We start from the raw sequence: 19,653 nt of genomic DNA, 5'->3' as shown, positions 1-19,653 counted from the left end.
ATAATTTGGCTGAAGTCCACAATTATAACAGGAAAAATTTACCCTCCTCTTTTATGCTGCGCTACAATGTTCTAATTTTACCCAATGGAAAAAATGGAATGGATAAAGCTTTTGAATCCTAACAGGTTTGGGCAAACGGGCAATAGCAGACAATCAAGTGCCCGTTCTTTTTTTGAACAAGATTATGACAGGATCATCTTTTCACATCCATTCAGACGCTTGCAAGACAAAACACAGGTAGTGCCATTGCCAGAGGAAGATTTTGTTCATACAAGGTTAACCCATAGCCTTGAAGTGAGCAGTGTTGGACGTTCTCTTGGAAAAAAGGTTGGAGAGGTTATTATTGAAAAATATCCTGAACTGAAAGATGCGGGCTATTCTTCCTTTGATTTTGCCGCCATAGTAGCTGCTGCTTCTCTTTCACATGATATTGGGAATCCACCATTTGGCCACTCAGGGGAGGATGCTATTTCCGCATTTTTCGAAAAAAGTAATGTCGGTCAATTTATTAAAACACAGGTAAGTGATGTGGAATGGAAAGACTTAACCACTTTTGAAGGAAACGCACAAGGATTTCGCTTACTTAACAGACCGGACAACCAAGGCATAAAATTAACATTAAGTACCCTAGCTGCTTTTACTAAATACCCAAGGGCTTCGTTGATCAACCAAAGAGACAAAAGCAGGAAAAGTCAAAAGAAATACGGCTTTTTTCAAAGCGAAAAAGCCGTATTTAAAGAATTGGCAGAGGCTGTCGGGCTTCTCCCTCTTTCCGAAAGCGAACCCATCTGGTCCCGCCATCCCCTTACATTTTTAGTAGAGGCTGCCGATGATATTTGCTATCATGTAATTGATTTGGAAGATGGCTGTCGCTTAGGTTGGGTGTCTTTTGAGCAAGCGAGGGATTTATTAGCAGAAATCCTGGGAGAAAACTACATGCCTGAAAAGCTGGAAAAGACGAAAGGTAAAAATGAGAAAATAGGTTATCTACGTGCTTTGGCCATCAATACATTGATTGAACAATGCGTTGATATATTTAAGGAAAATGAGAGCGAAATATTGAGTGGTGAGTTTGACACAGCATTAATGGATTTAGTGCCCTCCAAAAAAGTATTGCGTGACATAATTGAAGTTTCCATCCGGAAAATCTACAGATCTAAGCTGGTTTTAGAAACTGAGGCTGTAGGGCATGTAGTATTAGAGGGATTATTAACTTCCTTTCTGGAAGCTGCCATTGCGCAAAAAGGTAGTGAAGATTCGGGTAAAAAAGACCTGACTGTTTTCCGGTTATTACCGGAGACCTACCAGGAATTGATCACTGAAACAGCAAGTTTATATGAGATCAGCATGATTTGTATTGATTATGTAAGTGGCATGACCGATAGGTACGCCATTACATTGTATAGAAAGTTGAAAGGGATTTCATTACCAGGCTAGGGTTTCATTATTTCAGAATGTTTTCGGGAGAGGCTCCCAAAAACACATAGCTTTCTTTTTTACTATCGTATGTAATTTTTGTTTCGGTGAATATATCCTTAATCAATCTTACAATTGTTCTTTCGCTTACTCCAAAATATTGTGAAAGAGCCAGAGAACTACCTAACTCCTGAGCTTTTATCATTTCAATAGTTTTAGAAACCCTTTTTAAGTATGTTAAATGTGACATAAGTAAATCCTATTAATTACAGCTTGATACGCAACTACATGAGAACCATTTGGTTGATTATCTCAGATCTCCAGGAAAATTAAAGTCAAAGTATTTCAGATTCTATTGAAAACTCTACCTCATCTTTCATGATCATTTTTTGCTTGCCATAGATTTTATAGTTGGTCAGGATAGTTTCACCACCTACGTTTTCGAAAGCCATTTCCATATTTCTTTCAGAAGAATAGAGGGAATTGTCTTCATTATAGCGTGCCTCCAGCTTCTTTACTGTGCTATCGCTCCCGAAGTACACATTTAAAAACTCAATACCCAGGGATTGTTTTTCCGCCTTATAGCTCCATATTTTGTTACCATCTTTACTTTTCTCATTAGCTTTATATAAATCTCGTAAAGTAGGTTTATTGATATCCGCCAGTTTGAAAACCCCCAATTCGTTTATCCATCCTAAAGAATCAAATGTGACAGTATCCTGCTCAGCTTTTCCATTGATGGAAATTTTTTTAGCCAACAGTGCATTTTCTTGTACGAGCTTTTTTACCTGATCATCAACCAACCCCTCCACATCATAATAGGTACTGATAGGTTTTTCTTTGACAGCCTGAGTACAGGATGAAAAAACAATTATTAAACCGGCTATAAAAACCAAAGAATAGTGTCTCATAAATTTAATCTATTAATATATCTCCTGTCATTTCATCGGGAATTTCCAAATCCATCATTTTTAAGATGGTAGGCGCTAAATCTCCCAACTTCCCATCTTTCAACTGACCATTGAATGTCTTATCAACTAGAATACAGGGTACAAGGTTCGTAGTATGTGCTGTATTCGGTGAGCCATCTTCGTTGATCATAAAATCAGAATTGCCATGATCCGCTATGATGATAGTAGCATAATCATTTTCAAGCGCTGCCTCCACTACCGATTTCGCACAGCTATCAACAGTTTCGCAGGCTTTTACTGCAGCTTCAAATACCCCGGTATGGCCTACCATATCAGGGTTGGCAAAATTAAGGCAAATAAAATCAGCATCCCCTTTTTTTATTTCCGGTATAATAGCATCCCTGATATCTGCAGCACTCATTTCAGGTTGTAAATCATAAGTAGCCACTTTGGGAGACGGGCACATTATCCTTTTCTCTCCCTCAAATTTGGTTTCGCGACCGCCAGAAAAGAAGAAAGTAACATGCGGATATTTTTCTGTTTCTGCGATTCGGATTTGTTTTTTGCCATTTTTTTCTAAAACTTCTCCCAATGTGTTAGTCAAATTGTCTTTTTCGAATAACACCTTCACACCTTTGAAGCTATCATCATACTTGGTCATTGTGATATAATGCAGATCAAGTGGGTGCATATTTTGCTCAGGAAAGGCTTTTTGAGTAAGTGCTTGTGTAATTTCTCGTCCCCTATCAGTGCGGAAATTAAAGGAAATCACCACATCCCCGGCCTCAATTTTGGCTAATGGTTTGCCTGAATAATCTAATTGAATAAGAGGTAAAATGAACTCATCAGTTACACCTCTGTCATAAGATTTTTGAATAGATTTCAATAAATTCTTTCGGCCCTCTCCCTCACATTTGGTCATGGCATCGTAGGCTAATTTAATGCGTTCCCAACGATTATCCCTATCCATTGCATAGTATCTTCCAATTACGGTGGCAATTTTGCCAGTAGTCTTTTTGCAATGATCCATCACTTCTTCCAGGTAATTTATACCACCATTCGGATCTGTATCTCTTCCATCAGTAAAAGCATGCACAAAAACGTCTTTCAATCCTTCTTCATGAGCTAAGGTTAAAAGGCCTTTCAGGTGATCAATGTGAGAATGAACACCTCCATCCGACACCAAACCCATAAAATGGACTTTCTTTCTAGCTGTTTTTGCATATTGAATAGCCTCCATGAACACAGGGTTTTCTTTGATCGTTTTTTCCTGAATGGCTTTATTGATTTTCACTAAATCCTGATAAACCACCCTTCCTGCACCAATATTCATATGCCCTACTTCTGAATTGCCCATTTGCCCCTCCGGAAGACCGACCGCCAGCCCTGAAGCATCCAAACGACTATTTTTGAATTGAGAATATAGACTGTCTATAAAAGGTGTATTAGCCTTATCAACGGCTGAAACATCCTTGTTAGTGGCTATACCCCAACCATCCAATATCATTAAAATTACTTTTTTGCTCATGTTGAATTATATTAATTAATATGTAATAAGTGTTATGATTGATTCAATAAAAATTTTTTTCTTAACCGAAAAAATGCATATTGAGTTGATTTTTATTGATTATTTGCGATTGATATTCGTTCTATACAGACAATATCTCGCAATTATTAATCTCAATTGTAACCAAAACATAAAGATAATAATTTCCATTGGCTTTGTAAGTCCACTTGCTTTATGTTAATTTGATTACAAATTTGGTATTATCATTATTAATGGCACAATTTTAGCTCGACTGAGTGAAAAATGATGAATTTCAACAAAACAATGAAGCAATATCTTACCAAGCTTATATGCCTATTTTTTTTCTTAGGATTTTCAATTACTCAAAGTTATGCGCAACAAAGCACTTTATTTAGCAATGTTCGTTCAGCTTTAAAAGCAGGAAGCTCCAAAGAACTGGCAAAATACTTCCATGAAACTGTTGAGCTTAACATCAATGGAGAGTCTGATAATTATAGCAATGCCCATGCGGAAATATATTTGAAAGACTTTTTTAAAAAATATGAACCTGTGGATTTTGAATATGCCCACCAAGGCAGTTCAAGTGAGGGTTTGCAATATGCGATTGGCAACTACAGCTATTCTGGCGGGAATTTTAGAGTGTTAATACGCACTAAAAAATTCTCCGGAACGGACAAAATTTATATTATTGATTTTCTGAAAGAATAGTTTTCTTTAGAACTCCCATTTCATCATTTACCAAAATTATGGCTAAGTCAGCTTAATACGGAATATTATCTGTTTCTATAAAAAAGAACAGTAAATTGTTTCCCCTCCTACCTTATTCTATCCGTAATAAAAAAGAAAGTGAAAAGAAACTGATTATGGAGGATATCCTTTCTTTTTTGGTTGAACTTTTTGGTATTGACGCTGAAAATATATCAATATTTCAAATGCTGGCAAGGGCCTTCGTGGCTTTCTTTATTGGTATTTTTCTAGTGAGAATAGGAAAAAAAAGATTTGTGGGCAAAATGACGGCCTTTGATTTTATTCTTGCCATTACCATTGGATCATTGCTGAGCAGATCAATTACTAAAGAAAAATATTTTCTGGAAATTCTGGCCTCTTCTTTACTCTTGGTGGTATTGCACCGACTTATGTCTTTTCTATCAGCTTACTCATCAAAAAATGCTAAATTAATCAAGGGAGAAGAGAGAATATTACTCAAGAATGGTGAAATAGATTGGAAGCAGATGAAAAAAAGTGACTTGAGCGAGCATGACCTATTGCAATCATTAAGACTTAATACAAATACTGACCAGTTAAGTAAAGTGAAAACTGCAATATTTGAAAGGAACGGGGATATCAGCTTTGTACTTAAAGATGAATAATGGTGGTTAAAAAGCAGAAAGTGTTCATTATTAATAGGAAACCAGTTCATTAATGAACAACTTATTGGGTCGCATCAACGAATAAAGCCATCAAACACACATTTGCATTTTGGCATTGTAGTTGGTTTTTCAAATCTGTCTAAGTAAAATCTTTGGCAAATTGTAAAACTTAACAACTACTAACCCATTTAAAAAATGAATGATACACCTAATTTTACATACCAATCAATTGCTATTAACACCCAACACTCCGTTAGTTTTATCAAAAGCATATCTGAACTTTCCCTGAAAAAATTTCTCATACTATTGCTGATATTGACTTCGTCTATACCTTTATTTTCTCAACATCAGCACTCATTCCATATTCCCGATTCCGATTCTATTAAAGTATGGTTGAAAAATAATAATGTTGCCTCTATTGGAATAGGAACAATTGAAGATGGAAAATTGAATAAAATAATTGTACAAGGAAAACTCAGTCCTGATAAGGATGCTCCATTTAATGCCATTTATGATGTAGCCTCGTTAACAAAATCCATTACCACCTACCTTACATTGAGGCTGGTGAGTGATGGTAATTGGGATTTGGACGAACCCCTGGCCAATTACTGGGTGGATCCGGAAGTTTCTACAGATCCCAGGCACAAACTGTTGACAAGTCGCCACGTCTTAAGCCATCAAACGGGTTTTAAAAACTGGAGATGGCAGCATTCTTCAAAAAAGCTCACTTTTGATTTTGAACCAGGAAGTAAATTTCAGTATTCCGGTGAAGGTTTTGAATACTTAAGGCGGGCCCTGGAAAGAAAATTCGACACTTCATTAGAAAATTTATGTGATTCTCTTGTTTTTACTCCTTTTGGAATGAAAGACAGCCATCTGGTATGGAACAAGGAAATTGATTCCACAAGGTTAGCACTAGGCCATGATGCATCTAACCAACCATATGATTATGAACCTTCTCTTCAAGCTAATGCTGCTGATAATTTATTAACAACAATTGAAGATTTCGGCATATTTGGTGTGGGTGTTATGGAAGCGCAAGGGCTAACATCTGAAGTGTTTGATCAAATGATTACCCAACATTCAGAAGTTCGGGATAAAGTAGGTTTTGGACTTGGCTGGATTGTTTTTAACAACCTCCCCAATGATGAGTACGCACTATTCAATGCCGGGAGCGATGAAGGCGTTAATGCAATCATACTACTTCTTCCAAAAAGTAAAAGAGGATTAATTGTAATGACAAATGGAGATAATGGCCGAAGTTTGGCTATGAAAATCCTTGCCAAAAGTTCTGAGGTGGGAATGGAAATATTAAAAAGGTTCTAAATCATACTGCAAATTCCACTTTAGTGAGAACCGCTATATCATTTGTGCCCCATAAAACAAAAACCCTTGTATGTGTTTTCATTTTATGGGGCTTTCACTTTATAATGCCTTTTCTTTGGATCAGGCATTATGCTATATAGTTTTAAGCTAAACAGGAAACCTCCAAAAAATCTGTCCCGTTAATTATAAAATGACTGATTTCAATGGAATAAAACAGTCATTTCTCTATTAATACTAATGTTCCGGCTATTCAATACAGGAGGAAATGGATGATTTTTTAGAAAGGGTATATTATGACAATACTGTTCAGGAATACTTAATTGCTTTTGGAGCAATTATTTTAGGTATTTTGATAGTTAAACTTTTTAAGAAATATTTCCTGAAGCAATTAAGAAAATGGGCGAATAAAACCTCCACTAACATAGATGATTATATAGTAAACATAATTGCAAGATTTGGGATCCCTGCCTTATATGCAATTATAGTATACGTTATAATAAGTTCTTTAACTCTCAGCGAAAGAGCAGAGAACATCATTTCCATTGCCATAACGGTAGTTATCACCTACCTGATTATACAGTTTGTATCCACTTCCATTATTAGTTTGCTTAAAGTTTATATTCATAAACAAGAAAAAGGAGAAGAAAAAATTAAACAGATAGGAGGTTTAATTTTAATTATTAATATCATTATCTGGATTATTGGTTTGCTCTTCTTTTTTGATAATATGGGCTATGATGTTACCGCGGTAATTGCAGGCTTAGGTGTAGGAGGTATTGCCATAGCCCTTGCCGCCCAGAATATCCTTGGCGATTTATTTAATTATTTTGTGATATTTTTTGACAGACCTTTTGAGGTAGGCGATTTCCTGATTATAGATGACAAATTAGGGGTAGTTGAATATATTGGTGTAAAAACCACACGTATTAAAAGCCTTTCCGGAGAGCAATTGGTGTTTTCCAATAGCGATCTCACTAATTCAAGAATTCATAATTACAAGAAAATGGCCAAAAGAAGAGTTGTTTTTGGAATAGGAGTAACCTATGAAACGCCTTTTCAAAAACTTAAGAAAATACCAGATCTTTTGAGAAGCATAGTAGAAGAACAAGAAGATATAACATTTGACCGCTCTCATTTTCAAAAATACGGAGACTCCAGCCTTGATTTTGAAGTAGTGTACTACGTAGCCGGAGCTGATTATAATAAATATATGGACATCCAGGAAGCCATTAATTTCAGAATATTTGAAGAGTTCGAAAAAATGGATGTTACCATTGCCTACCCTACAAGAACCCTCTATGTAGTAAATGAAAATGAAGAGAAGGAAAAACATGAATTAGCGGAAAATTAAAAAAAGCAGCTCCTCCTTTCATTTATATACCTTCATGAAATCCGTCCGATTTACAACAAACACTGTCCGTTAATGGACAGTAAAAAAGAATCTATTCCTTGTCTGTTGCCACTAAACTCCTTTTTCAACCTTTGGCATTTAAGTTGTACCCCACCACTCATTATGCCTTTTGGCTTCAAAAACTTATAGCTTATTTTATGCAACTTTTACACAACGGATAACATCCTTAAGGAAATTGGAATCATTCCAGGATTGATATTTCAATTTATTTTCAAAAAGACAATAAAATCCCTCTAGCACATACTTAGAAAAATGAAAAAGTATTACTTAAGTTTATTAATAGTTGTTGTGAGTCTTGAAATAAAGGCGCAATCTGCTGACAGCATTCCCCGAAAAAATATTACTATACAAAAAATTATAAATGCTCCTAAAATAGATGGCATATTAGATGATGAGGTATGGAAAAATGCGCCCATAGCTACGGATTTTGTAGAAAGGATGCCAAACAATGGAGTGCCAGCTCCCGACAGTTTACAAACAGAAGTGAAAATCCTATATGATGATTTAGGAATTTATTTTGGAGCCAGTATGAAAGACCCTCACCCTGAGAAAATTATGAAAGAACTCACGCAACGAGATAATATTGGTGCGGATGACTTCTTTTTTATTCTATTGAATGGCTATAACGACCGCCAGCAAAGCATGCAGTTTATAGTAACTGCAGCGGGGGTGCAATATGATGCCAAAATGACCAACGGAGATGAAGATAATTCCTGGGATGCCGTTTGGTATAGTGAAGTAAAAATTAATGATGACAGCTGGGTAGCAGAAATATTTATCCCCTATTTTGCCCTCCGGTTTCCCAATAAAAAAATTCAGGAATGGGGCCTCAACATGGAGCGTGAATTCCACCGCACCAGATCCAGGTATAGCTGGAGTTGGGTGGACAATACCAAAGGCTCCTTTTCTATTTATGATGGTGAATTACATGGTATAGAGAATATTAAAACACCTACTCGCTTATCCTTTCAGCCGTATGTTTCCTCCTATATTAATAATTATGATGGAAAAACAAATCTTAATATTAACGGAGGTATGGACTTAAAATATGGGATCAATGATGCTTTCACACTTGATATGGTACTAATTCCGGATTTTGGGCAGGCAAGGTTTGATGAAACTGTACTAAATCTCTCTGCTTTTGAAGTGCAGTTTGCCGAACAACGTCAATTTTTTAATGAAGGAACGGAGTTATTCAGTAAAGGTGATATGTTTTATTCCAGAAGGGTGGGCGGAGCTCCCTCAAGTCGTGCCACTGTTTCAGAAAGCGAAGAAATTGTGTGGAATCCTCCTACTGTAGATTTGATCAATGCTATGAAAATTTCCGGGAGGACAGATAAAGGTTTGGGCATAGGTTTTTTCAATGCTGTTACGGAACAAGCCCACACCGAAATCAGGAATATAGAGACAGGCGAAATCCGGTCAGAATTAGTGGAGCCTTATGCCAATTATAATGTGTTGGTGTTGGATCAACGCTATGGAGATAACTCCTCCGTTTCCCTGGTGAACACAAATACTACTCGTGCAGGTAATTTCAGAGATGCCAATGCTACCGGCTTATACCTAAGCCACACCAACAAAGCCAATACCTGGAACTACCGAGCAAGTACCGAAGGCAGTTGGGTGTTACAGGAAAATGTTAAATTCGGAACTGAAGTACAGGCTGGCATCTCCAAAATCAGTGGAAAGAATCGGGTGGAGGCCGGTTTGGATTTAAGAACGCTTGACTATGACATCAATGATCTGGGGTTCTCCACAACAACCAATTATGTGCGTTATTTTGGCTATTATGGCTATCGCTATCTTCAACCGAAAGGCTTTCTTAATAATATGTTTCTCAACTTTAACTTAAGGCATGACAGACGACTCGAACCAGATTTGTTCAGCATGAATTTATTCAATTTTAACTCCAGTTTTACAACTAAAAATTTCTTCAATTTCGGTGGAGGGTTTGAAACAACTTTTACAGGTAAAAACGATATTTACGAACCAAGAGTAAATGGCAGGCATGTAAAAGTGCCAGGATATTACGATCAATGGCTTTGGTTTTCCACAGATTACCGCAAGCCTTTTGCCATAGAAACGGTTGTAGACTGGTATAAATACGATGAAAAAAACAGAAGTCTGGTAGTAACTGAAATAAAACCACGCTATCGTTTCTCTGATAAATTCAATATGAATTACAATGCCAGTTATATAGTTTCCTCTAAAGAACAGGGGTTTGTTGACTTTGATGAGGAAGACATTATTTTTGGCCAACGAACACGAACTACTGTAATCAATTCGATAGGAGGTAATTATATTTTCAACAATAAAATCTCCTTAAATCTGGCTTTCAGGCACTATTTTTCTGAAGCTTTTTATACCCAGCTTTATCATTTGGAAGAAAATGGGGATTTAACTGCGGAACCAGAGCGGGAAAATATATATGATGTAACTTACAATACCTGGAATCTTGACTTAAGATTCTCATGGTGGTTTGCCCCAGGCAGCCAGATAACTATTTTATACCGTAATGCAATGGATAGCTATGTTGAGCAATCTCGCCAAACCTTCAATGAAAACTTTAATTACTTATTTAGTCACCCCCAGGTTAATAGTTTATCTTTCAGATTGAGTTATTTTCTTGATTATAATCGCATCAGGCAAGGGTTTAACTCCCTTGCATTCACGGATAATCCTGAAAAAAACAGGAAGATGGGAAAGCCAAATAGGATTTAAAGTTAGAAATGTTTTATTTACATGCTATTGAAGTGTCTACAGCATAATCTCAAAGCTGTTTTTACAAAAAACATAATATATGCTTACCCTACTGTACTTAACAGACCTTTACTACCAGGCCAAAGGAAGAAATTATTATGAAGAAGATTTATACATCACTTCAAAACTGAAGGAGCATTTTAATATATTAATAGGACATCCACAACAAGCCATTCCACATTTAGGATATGCAGATTTAATTGTTTTCAGAAATACAGGCCCTGTAGGTGCTTATCAGGAATATTTCGATCATTTTGTAGCATTGGTGAAAGAAAATGACATCCCTACTTTTAACTCCTTTGATGGAAAAGCGGATATGAAAGGTAAGCAGTACCTCTTGGATTTATATGAATCAGGTTATCCGGTAATTCCTACTGTGGAGACTTTTGCGGGACTGGCCAGTCTGCAGAATTCAGAGAAATACGTAGTAAAGTTAAAAAACGGAGCTGATTCTATAGGAATGGATGTGCTTACACATAAAGAACTGTTTCTGCAAAATCCTCAGGACAAACTGATTCAACCTTTTATAAACTTTCAATACGAGCTCTCCTTCTATTTCCTGAACAATATTTTTCAATATGCACTTTATGCCCCTCACAAGGATAAACGTTGGGAATTGCATGAATACGACACCACTTTAGAAGATTTAGCCTTTGCAAAACAGTTTATTGAATGGAACAATATGGAAAGAGGCATCACCAGAGTAGACGCTTGCCGCCAACAAGATGGCTCCCTCCTACTGGTTGAACTGGAAGATCTGAATCCTTTTTTATCAATAGATACTTTGACAGAATCGAAAAGAAATGAATTTATAGAGAATTTTACTCACGCACTTTTGCAGGTGAAGTAGCCGAATCAACATCAATTATGAGAACATCAATCACTGTTTTACTTTTCCTCTTTACTGTCCCCTCCTTATTTTCTCAAGTGGGTAGTACTGAATATTTAGGGCAAAAAGCCCCAGGAGATACACCGGAAATATTTGCTCCTGGTATAATCACAAAAGAAAATCAAAGTGAATTTGGCTCTGTATTTTCTGCCGATGGTAAAGAATTTTTCTATGCAATTGATGAAGATGGCAAAGCAGAAATTTGGTGTACAAAACTTCAAAAAGGTGTTTGGACTAAGCCGAAGGCCATTATTTCGCATCCAATTTACAGCTTTAATGATCCTTTCCTCTCTCCGGACGAGCAAAAGCTTTATTACATCTCTGACAGGTCAATGACTGGAGAGGACGAAAAGAAAGATTATGACATCTGGTATTCCACTCGTGAAGAAAACGGATGGTCGGAGCCCTTCAATGCAGGTAACACAATCAATACAGAAAGTAATGAATATTACATCTCCTTCACTGATGACGGAAGTATGTATTTTTCATCCAATACACAAGCGGAAGAAGGCAGGAGCCATGATTTTGACATTTATAAATCAACATTAAAATCCGGCCACTTTCAAAAGCCTGTAAAATTGAGTGATTCCATTAACACAAAACGCTATGAAGCAGATGTTTTTGTCGCCCCGGATGAATCTTACATCATATTTTCTACTGCACGAAAAGATGGAATGGGAAAAGGGGATTTATATATAAGCTTCAAAAATACGGATAACAGCTGGAGTGAAGCAAAAAATATGGGGACAGACATTAATACGGAAGGTCATGAGCTGTGTCCTTTTGTAACTAAGGATGGAAAATTTTTCTTCTTCACAAGTAATCAGGATATCTACTGGGTGGATGCCGAAATATTGAAAAAATTCAGATAATGTTAACGCTTTGTTAACGTATTACACACCCTTGATTTTGATATTTCCAGTAAATACAACAAATTGATAAGGTTGTTTTGAAATCTCATTCCAGTAGCCTCAATAAAATGATAAAATCCTTCACCTTTTTTGCACTAATAATGCTTCTTAGCCAGCCATTATTCAGCCAGCTGGAAGTAGCTATTACTATTGATGACGTGCCCAATACCAGAAAATTTGAACAAGATAATTTCAGTCCGGTTCTACTTACCAAACTGGACTCGTTAAACATTCCCATTGCTATTTTTATTAACTATGGATTAGTTAAAAAGAATCAATATGTTGAAAAAAACAAGGAACTGCTAAGTGAATGGTTAAAGAGAAAATATGTAACTGTTGCTAACCATACTTACAGCCATTTCCGCTATTCAGAAGTTGGCTTTGAAAGTTTCAAAGCAGATATTGAGAAGGGTGAGAAATTTAGAGAGAAATTTGATGATGAACCTATAAATCATACAAAATATCTTCGCTTCCCCTTTAATGATTTGGGGAAAGATTCAGTACAGCATGCTCAAATCAAAGAATATCTGAAATCGGCCAATTATACAATTACCCCACATACTATCGAAAGCTCCGATTGGATGTTCAGCTACCTCTATGATCGTTATCTCGAAACAGGAGAAAAAGAGAAAGCTAAAAAGATAGCAGCAACTTATGTATCCAAGACTATCGAATACTTTGATTTTTTTGATTCATTGGCAGAAGTACAATATGGTAGAAAAGTAAAGCAGATTTACCTATGCCATGATAACTCTTTAAATGCTGATTACCTGCCGGAAATTATCCAAATCCTCAAAAAGAAGAACTATAGTTTCATCAATTTGGAGGAAGCCCTGAGCGATCCTGTTTATCAACAGCCTGATACCTATTACAAAAAGTGGGGCGTTTCCTGGCTTTACCGTTGGATGCAAAACCCCAAAGAAAGAAGTACGGCTATGAAGCAGGAACCTGATATTATGGAAGTTCATCAGTTATATGAAAAGTTGATTAGTGAATGAAAACCATCAATCAATCTATCTCACCCACTCAGCCGCTTGAAAGAATTAGTTCTTTAGATTTTTTAAGGGGAATAGCCATACTGGGTATTCTAGTGATTAATATTGAGTCCTTTTCTTATCCAAACCCATGGAGCCCTTATAAATACGGTTTTAGCAGTGCTACTGATCAATCCACACGATTTTGGGTTTATTTTTTAGCTCAGGGAAAGTTTTTCAGCATGTTTACTCTACTCTTTGGTGTTGGCTTCTGCATATTTTTAGAGCGGCTTGAAAAGAAAAATTTAGGACTAAAAGCCATGGATATTTATTCCAGAAGGTTGTTATGGTTATTTCTCATTGGAGTGGTGCATGCATATTTTCTATGGGATGGAGATGTATTGTACCATTATGCCATTTGCGGTTTCTTGCTCATCCCGTTCAGGTCATATAAAGTTAAATCCCTTTTAATGGTATTATTAGTGCCAATTGGTGTTTTGCTTTTTAATTCCTACCAAAATACAAGCTCGACCCAAAACCAATTTGAAGCTTATACTAAAGCGTTAATAACAGATGAAGAAGCAAGATCAAGTGAAGAACAAAAGAGTATTGAAAAGTGGGAAAAGAGAACCCAAATCGGAGTACCTGATCAATCGGAGATAAATTCATTACGAAACACTTATTCTGCAAGCATTTTAGAAAACTTTAAGCACACCAATGTTCATAAGGGGGCACTAATCTATAACGGAATACTTTTCAGAACACTTATAATGATGCTTTTGGGAGTTATTATATATCGATTAGGTGTGTTTCAAAATCTTCAATCTGTTCCTTTTTATTGGTTATTTACTTTCCTCATTCTAACTGTAGGTTTAGCAATTAATTATTACAGATATTATCACTGGACTTTCGAATATTTCGATCCCATCCGAAATATCTGGACCGGCTGGTTATTTACTTTTCCAAAAGAAATGCTGGGGCTGGCTTACATTCTCTTTTTTAACGGGATTTATCAGAAATATTTAAAGAATTTAAAATTTAAGCCTTTCTCCAATTTAGGTAAAATGGCTTTGACAAATTACATTTTCCAAAGCATCATTTGTGGATTGATATTTTATGGTTACGGCACGAATCAATTCAATAATTATTCCAGAACTGAACTACTTTTAATCGTGCCTTTCATCTGGATTTTCCTGATAGTATTTAGCTGGCTCTGGATGAAAAATTTCAGATATGGCCCCCTTGAATATGTTTGGAGGAAACTCACTTATAAAAGTTTTCAAAATTGATTGAATAGAGCAAGCCTCTTTACTCTTTAGATTCTTCATATGAATTTGTCAAAACCTTTCGAGCCACATCAAGAGATTTGTATTTCTTATAGCTGCGGTCAGGATTAATGATTATGTGCATGGGAATACCTTCAAAATTTAATTCCCTGCTAGTTTCTTTGCTATCCTGAGAGATCAACTGCATTCCCGCAACCTCATTTGTGTCCAAAAATTTCTGCCATTTAAGCTTATCCTGATCAAAGGAGACATCAACAAAAGCAACTTCAGAACTATTCCGGAAATACTGCTTTAATTTATACAGTTCTGGTTTTTCTTTAATACATGGTGCGCACCATGTGGCCCAAAAAGTGACAAAATGAGTTTTATCTCTGAACTCAATCATATCAATTTCCTGATTGTTGCTGTCCAGAAAAATATGACTTTCAATCTGTAAAATTTCTTCCTCCGTAAAGTCCCAGATAACATTGGCATTCACCAGATCTCCGGAATCATCATAACCAAAGTTTTCTTTTTGAAGTATCAGTGCCTGTGAAAAAAGAAAGTATCCAAAGATAACAGCTACTCCAGCAATGGATAATCGCTTATATCTTTTACTTAGATGATCTCTTGTGATGATCAGAGTAAGAATCCCAACAAGGACTAATATCAGAATGAAAGGAAAATAAGCAAAATTAAAAAGATGAAAAATAACAAATGGTATAAACAGGAGTGGCAATAATTTAGCAGGGGTTTTTCTATTAATCCAGCCACTGACCAATAAAGCGATAATACAGATAAAAATCGGAACCCATTTAAGCATGTTTACTTCATAAATTGCCAAAGGATTAGAAAACAGAAAGAAGTAAAATAGCAATCCCATTATAATAATGGAAGAAGCAATTCCCGCAATTATTCTAGCTAAATTTTTTAACATGATGTTTTAATTAGTTGTGAAAATGATATGCTTTTTTCCTTTAATTAAGGAGCCTACTCTTCCTTTTTAAATAGTAGCTCTTTACCTCCTTGTGTAAATTGCAGACTATTATCTACAAGATTAAAACTTATGGTAACTCCCGCCTGAACCAGTTGAAACTGATGCTCCTTTATTGGCTTTAATATTGCCGGCTCCTGACCCGTTGGAGCACCCAATAATTGACCGTCTTCCTGTGTAAATGTTAGTTTAAGAGGTATTTCGGAACACGCGTAAATTCCGGTGTATTTTTCTAAATCATCTTCATTTAACTCAAACACTTCAAAAGAGGGTAAATCAAACGGCATATCATTGGAAGCCATTAAAGCACTTCTTACAATTGCCATTAAAGGATATTGATTACCATTTGCCATAAAAGCAATTGCCAGCTGATCTTCCGGCACATAAATAAGGAGAGAACTGAAGCCGTCTATACCACCATCATGGCCATACATTTGCTTGCCTCCCTGGTTAGTTCCGCCAATTCCAAAGCCCATACCATGTCTCTGTTTTGTCATTTTGCTAAGGCTCTCTTCTGAAATCAACTGCTTGTTGAACAAAGCCGTAATAAAAGTTGTAAGTTCTGCAGGTGTTGATACAATTGCCCCGGCTCCATGAGGAAGATCCATATTTGTTTCACTTGATTTTTCCCATCCCTCATTAAAATGGTAAGAATAAGCTTCATTTTTGGTTGTGTCAATTGATCCGCCATAATAAGTACTTTTTAGCTCAAGCTTATCGGTAATCCGCTCTTTTAAAACTTCCGCATAAGGTTTTTGCTCAATTTCCTCAATGATATAACCCAATAATATATAATTAGAATTGCTATATTCTGATTTGGTATCAGGCTCAAAAACTGGCTCGAAAGCCGCAATTGTTTTGACTAGTTCCTCATGTGTTTTAACAGCTTGCGGATCAAATCCTTCACTTTTGGTGATATTATAAATACCGCTGCTATGGTTTAACAAACTGCCAATACTTATTTTATTGGCATTAGGTATTTCAGGGAAAAAGTTTTCCAGAGGAGTGTCCAGATCCATTTTACCCTCCTCTATTAATTGAAAAATTAAGGTCGCAGTATAAATTTTGGTGATGGAACCTATTCTATACCTTGTGTTTTGATCAGCCTCTGAATTATCTTCCACAGAGCTATAGCCTATTGAGCGAGAATAAATAGATTTACCTTCTCTGGAGATATGAATAGAGCCCATTGTCTGTTCGTTATTCTCCAAAAGGACAAATAGACTATCTAGTTTTTGCTTATTGATAGATTGGGCCGTCAGTGAAAAAGCGCACAGCAGGAATGAACAAATTAATAATATATTTTGCATGAGGAAATGATTTAAATGATGATAAAATGAAAAGGTATAGGTGAAAATAGTTTTCAATCAACCTTGTGATGAGGCTTTAACCAATTGAGCATTATGGTAAAAAACCTGCTTATCAGGAAAATAAAGCAGCCAAAGAGGGTGGGGAGAATAGTGAATTTTAAACCTGCTGCCAATTCCTCCGCTTTAACCTGGCCTCTGAATTCTAAATAATCCAATGTATTGATCAATTGCAGCAGTTGACCAAATACTCCAGCTACTAAAGCAAACAATCCGATAGAATTGATTAAAATAATCATCTTAGTGAGCTTTGGATTTATGTTTTTCACATAAAGCAAACTTCTGCCTGTCAGGAGCAAAACTATAAACCCACAAATGAGGACAATAGACATAATCACTATTCCTCCCTCTTGCATTCTTGAGAAGAGCCAGGAGAAAAAATTTATCTGTACTTCATTTTGATTAGTTGCGAATACCATACTTATATTTTTGATGATGGATCAAATCTATCATCCTTTTTGCCACCATTTAAAAAAATGAGATTAACTGCTGACTTTGTACTGCTTTAAACTGCTTTGAGACTTTGAAGGCAATAAGTTGCTTTTTAATGTCAAAAAGAGTGTAAAACCTGTTGTTCATCGCAGGAAGATAGTTAATTCTGAAAATATGCAGATATTGTAGTATCAAATATGAGACTTCATCCTTTTTTATATCTCCTATTCAACAAAATTCTGCCTCACTCTCTATTTTGGTTGGGTGTTTTCGTGTTTTACAGCTATTTTTTTGAAGAGAGTAAAGGGATTATACCCAATCCGCATTCATTTTCTGCATTTTTGATGCCTGTAACTATAGGAACCACTTATACAGTCAATTATTTTCTGATCCCCAAATACCTGTTAAAGAAAAAGTATACGATGTTTAGCCTGTATAGTATTTATACCCTTATACTATCGGCTTTCGCTATAGTCATTTCCATATTTTATGGATTGATTTTTATGAATGCACTACAGTATGATCAAATGGTGCCACTGAGTAAAAGTCTGATTTTTACTATGGTAGCCGTTTACCTGGTGGTGCTTTTAATAAGTGCTTTTAAGTTGCTTAAGCATAACTATTCCTCTGCCGCAAAAAATAAAGAACTGGAGAATAAGATACTGCTGGCTCAGCTAAAATTGAAGGAGCAGGAATTACAGTACCTGAAAATGCAGATCCATCCCCATTTTTTGTTCAACACCCTTAACACCCTTTATGGATATGCTTTGAAAAAGTCAGAAGAAACACCTGAAATGATTTTAAAGCTATCGAACCTGCTGGATTACCTACTTTATCAGGTTGATAAGCCAATGGTTAGTTTAACAAATGAAATAGCTCATATCAAAGATTATATAGACCTTGAAAAAATGCGCTTTCATGATAGTTTATATGTTGAGTTAGATATTCCTGATATGGAGCCATGCATTTATATCGCACCTATGCTGCTAATACCTTTTGTAGAAAACAGCTTTAAACATGGAAACAGGGCAGGTAATAAATTACGAATTTATATTAGCCTAAAAACAGAGACTGACCAAATACATTTTAAAGTGAAAAATTCCTATAACAGCAAGGATTCCATTACCGAAAAAGGTGGCATAGGATTGGCAAATCTTCAAAAAAGGCTGGATTTATTGTATCCTGATAATTATACTTTTGGGGTTAACAAGGATGAAGAATGGTTTGAAATCAATCTTATTTTAAACCATCAAAAACTTAAAAGCAATGGATAGAAAAGTTTCATGTATAATAGTGGACGATGAACCCACCGCCAGAGAAATTCTTCTTAATCATCTTTCGAAAATAGAGCAGGTTAAAGTAGTGGGATCATGTTCTAGTGCTGTGGAGGCCTTCAATCTCATCAGCACACATCAGGTAGATTTGATTTTTCTTGACATCAATATGCCTGAAATTTCGGGCTTATCCTTTGCGAAATCCATCAATAAAGACCTCAAAATCATTTTCACCACAGCCTACCGGGAGTACGCTATTGAAGGGTTTGATTTACAGGCGGTGGATTACCTTTTAAAACCAATTTCCTTTGAGCGCCTTTTCAAATCTGTTAACTTATATTTTGATGTTTATCATTCTAAAGAAGCTCCTGTAAAAGAAAATACAATGCTATCTTCCAATGATTTTATGTTTGTAAAAGCTGATAGGAAAATGGTTAAAATTGATCACTCGGATATAATTTATATTGAAAGCTTTAGTGATTATTTGAAAATTCATACAAAATCGAACACAGTCATAACACGGGAGACTATCAGCAATATAGAAGCTAAGCTGCCAACTGAGAATTTCATCCGGGTCCACAGATCATTCATTATCTCCATACCTCATATCATTTCCTATACCAATGAATATGTAGAAGTAAAAGGCAGTACCATACCCATTGGCAGAACACATAAATCATTTGTTCTGGAAAGACTTGAAAGGAACTAAATATAACCCTTCGATATCGGACATGCTTTGTACAAGCCTGAACAGTACTCAATTAATGAGTATGCTTTAGAAGCAAGGGACTGCTATTTTGTAAGAATGGTATTGTTATTGGCTCG

18 protein-coding genes are annotated in these 19,653 nt (G+C 36.0%); 12 read left to right on the top strand and 6 right to left on the bottom strand.

From position 1 onward, the window contains the following. Nucleotides 1-84 precede the first annotated feature (84 nt). Nucleotides 85-1,437: a deoxyguanosinetriphosphate triphosphohydrolase gene (locus JKA74_RS11555; protein ID WP_317193592.1), complete on the top strand. Its 1,353-nt coding sequence runs from the start codon at nucleotides 85-87 to the stop codon at nucleotides 1,435-1,437. Nucleotides 1,438-1,444: 7 nt separating this feature from the next. On the opposite strand, the gene JKA74_RS11550 is transcribed toward JKA74_RS11555, so the two are convergent. From JKA74_RS11550 to gpmI, 3 genes are all read right to left on the bottom strand, one after another. Then, complete coding sequence (locus JKA74_RS11550; protein ID WP_201431349.1) at nucleotides 1,445-1,666, bottom strand: HTH domain-containing protein; 222 nt, start codon at nucleotides 1,664-1,666, stop codon at nucleotides 1,445-1,447. Between the two features lie 85 nt (nucleotides 1,667-1,751). Further along, the gene (locus JKA74_RS11545; RefSeq protein WP_201431348.1) at nucleotides 1,752-2,327 is read right to left on the bottom strand and encodes a hypothetical protein; all 576 of its coding nucleotides are present in this window, start codon (nucleotides 2,325-2,327) and stop codon (nucleotides 1,752-1,754) included. A 4-nt stretch (nucleotides 2,328-2,331) separates the two neighbouring features. Beyond that, nucleotides 2,332-3,855, bottom strand: coding sequence for a 2,3-bisphosphoglycerate-independent phosphoglycerate mutase (gene gpmI, locus JKA74_RS11540; protein ID WP_201431347.1), 1,524 nt, complete (start codon nucleotides 3,853-3,855; stop codon nucleotides 2,332-2,334). A 303-nt stretch (nucleotides 3,856-4,158) separates the two neighbouring features. Between gpmI and JKA74_RS11535 the strand changes: the two genes are divergently transcribed. From JKA74_RS11535 to JKA74_RS11495, 9 genes are all read left to right on the top strand, one after another. Then, nucleotides 4,159-4,563 carry a DUF4783 domain-containing protein gene (locus tag JKA74_RS11535; protein ID WP_201431346.1) on the top strand — a complete coding sequence of 135 codons (405 nt, stop codon included), beginning with the start codon at nucleotides 4,159-4,161 and terminating at the stop codon, nucleotides 4,561-4,563. A gap of 155 nt (nucleotides 4,564-4,718) precedes the next feature. Next, a complete protein-coding gene (locus JKA74_RS11530; protein ID WP_201431345.1) occupies nucleotides 4,719-5,225 on the top strand; it encodes a DUF421 domain-containing protein in 507 nt (168 codons plus the stop codon). A 195-nt stretch (nucleotides 5,226-5,420) separates the two neighbouring features. Further along, a complete protein-coding gene (locus tag JKA74_RS11525; protein ID WP_201431344.1) occupies nucleotides 5,421-6,551 on the top strand; it encodes a serine hydrolase domain-containing protein in 1,131 nt (376 codons plus the stop codon). Between the two features lie 265 nt (nucleotides 6,552-6,816). Further along, entirely contained in the window at nucleotides 6,817-7,902 is a 1,086-nt protein-coding gene (locus JKA74_RS11520; RefSeq protein ID WP_201431343.1) for a mechanosensitive ion channel family protein, read from the top strand. Between the two features lie 312 nt (nucleotides 7,903-8,214). Further along, nucleotides 8,215-10,683, top strand: coding sequence for a DUF5916 domain-containing protein (locus JKA74_RS11515; protein WP_201431342.1), 2,469 nt, complete (start codon nucleotides 8,215-8,217; stop codon nucleotides 10,681-10,683). 79 nt (nucleotides 10,684-10,762) lie between these two features. Then, nucleotides 10,763-11,572: a hypothetical protein gene (locus tag JKA74_RS11510; protein ID WP_201431341.1), complete on the top strand. Its 810-nt coding sequence runs from the start codon at nucleotides 10,763-10,765 to the stop codon at nucleotides 11,570-11,572. A 17-nt stretch (nucleotides 11,573-11,589) separates the two neighbouring features. Continuing rightward, complete coding sequence (locus JKA74_RS11505) at nucleotides 11,590-12,483, top strand: TolB-like translocation protein (RefSeq protein ID WP_201431340.1); 894 nt, start codon at nucleotides 11,590-11,592, stop codon at nucleotides 12,481-12,483. Nucleotides 12,484-12,590: 107 nt separating this feature from the next. Then, nucleotides 12,591-13,520 (top strand): polysaccharide deacetylase family protein, encoded by a 930-nt coding sequence (locus tag JKA74_RS11500; protein WP_201431339.1) that lies wholly within the window; start codon nucleotides 12,591-12,593, stop codon nucleotides 13,518-13,520. Continuing rightward, nucleotides 13,517-14,785, top strand: coding sequence for a DUF418 domain-containing protein (locus JKA74_RS11495; protein ID WP_201431338.1), 1,269 nt, complete (start codon nucleotides 13,517-13,519; stop codon nucleotides 14,783-14,785). Before JKA74_RS11500 ends, JKA74_RS11495 begins: the two co-directional genes overlap by 4 nt. 19 nt (nucleotides 14,786-14,804) lie before the next feature. Here JKA74_RS11495 and JKA74_RS11490 read toward each other — a convergent pair whose 3' ends face one another. From JKA74_RS11490 to JKA74_RS11480, 3 genes are read right to left on the bottom strand one after another with little or no spacing between them, the layout of a single operon-like run. Beyond that, complete coding sequence (locus JKA74_RS11490) at nucleotides 14,805-15,698, bottom strand: TlpA family protein disulfide reductase (RefSeq protein ID WP_201431337.1); 894 nt, start codon at nucleotides 15,696-15,698, stop codon at nucleotides 14,805-14,807. Between the two features lie 53 nt (nucleotides 15,699-15,751). After that, nucleotides 15,752-17,065 carry a serine hydrolase domain-containing protein gene (locus tag JKA74_RS11485; RefSeq protein ID WP_201431336.1) on the bottom strand — a complete coding sequence of 438 codons (1,314 nt, stop codon included), beginning with the start codon at nucleotides 17,063-17,065 and terminating at the stop codon, nucleotides 15,752-15,754. 53 nt (nucleotides 17,066-17,118) lie between these two features. After that, entirely contained in the window at nucleotides 17,119-17,541 is a 423-nt protein-coding gene (locus JKA74_RS11480) for a MotA/TolQ/ExbB proton channel family protein (protein ID WP_201431335.1), read from the bottom strand. A 210-nt stretch (nucleotides 17,542-17,751) separates the two neighbouring features. On the opposite strand from JKA74_RS11480, the gene JKA74_RS11475 reads away from it, so the two are divergent. Together JKA74_RS11475 and JKA74_RS11470 are read left to right on the top strand one after the other, a co-directional pair. Beyond that, complete coding sequence (locus tag JKA74_RS11475) at nucleotides 17,752-18,828, top strand: sensor histidine kinase (RefSeq protein ID WP_201431334.1); 1,077 nt, start codon at nucleotides 17,752-17,754, stop codon at nucleotides 18,826-18,828. Further along, nucleotides 18,821-19,537 carry a LytR/AlgR family response regulator transcription factor gene (locus JKA74_RS11470; protein WP_201431333.1) on the top strand — a complete coding sequence of 239 codons (717 nt, stop codon included), beginning with the start codon at nucleotides 18,821-18,823 and terminating at the stop codon, nucleotides 19,535-19,537. Before JKA74_RS11475 ends, JKA74_RS11470 begins: the two co-directional genes overlap by 8 nt. The last annotated feature ends 116 nt before the right edge of the window (nucleotides 19,538-19,653 follow it).

This window comes from Marivirga aurantiaca (assembly GCF_016679925.1).
GTDB lineage: Bacteria > Bacteroidota > Bacteroidia > Cytophagales > Cyclobacteriaceae > Marivirga > Marivirga aurantiaca.
Note: the sequence above shows the minus strand (reverse complement) of the source record. Positions and strands in the feature narration are given on the sequence as shown.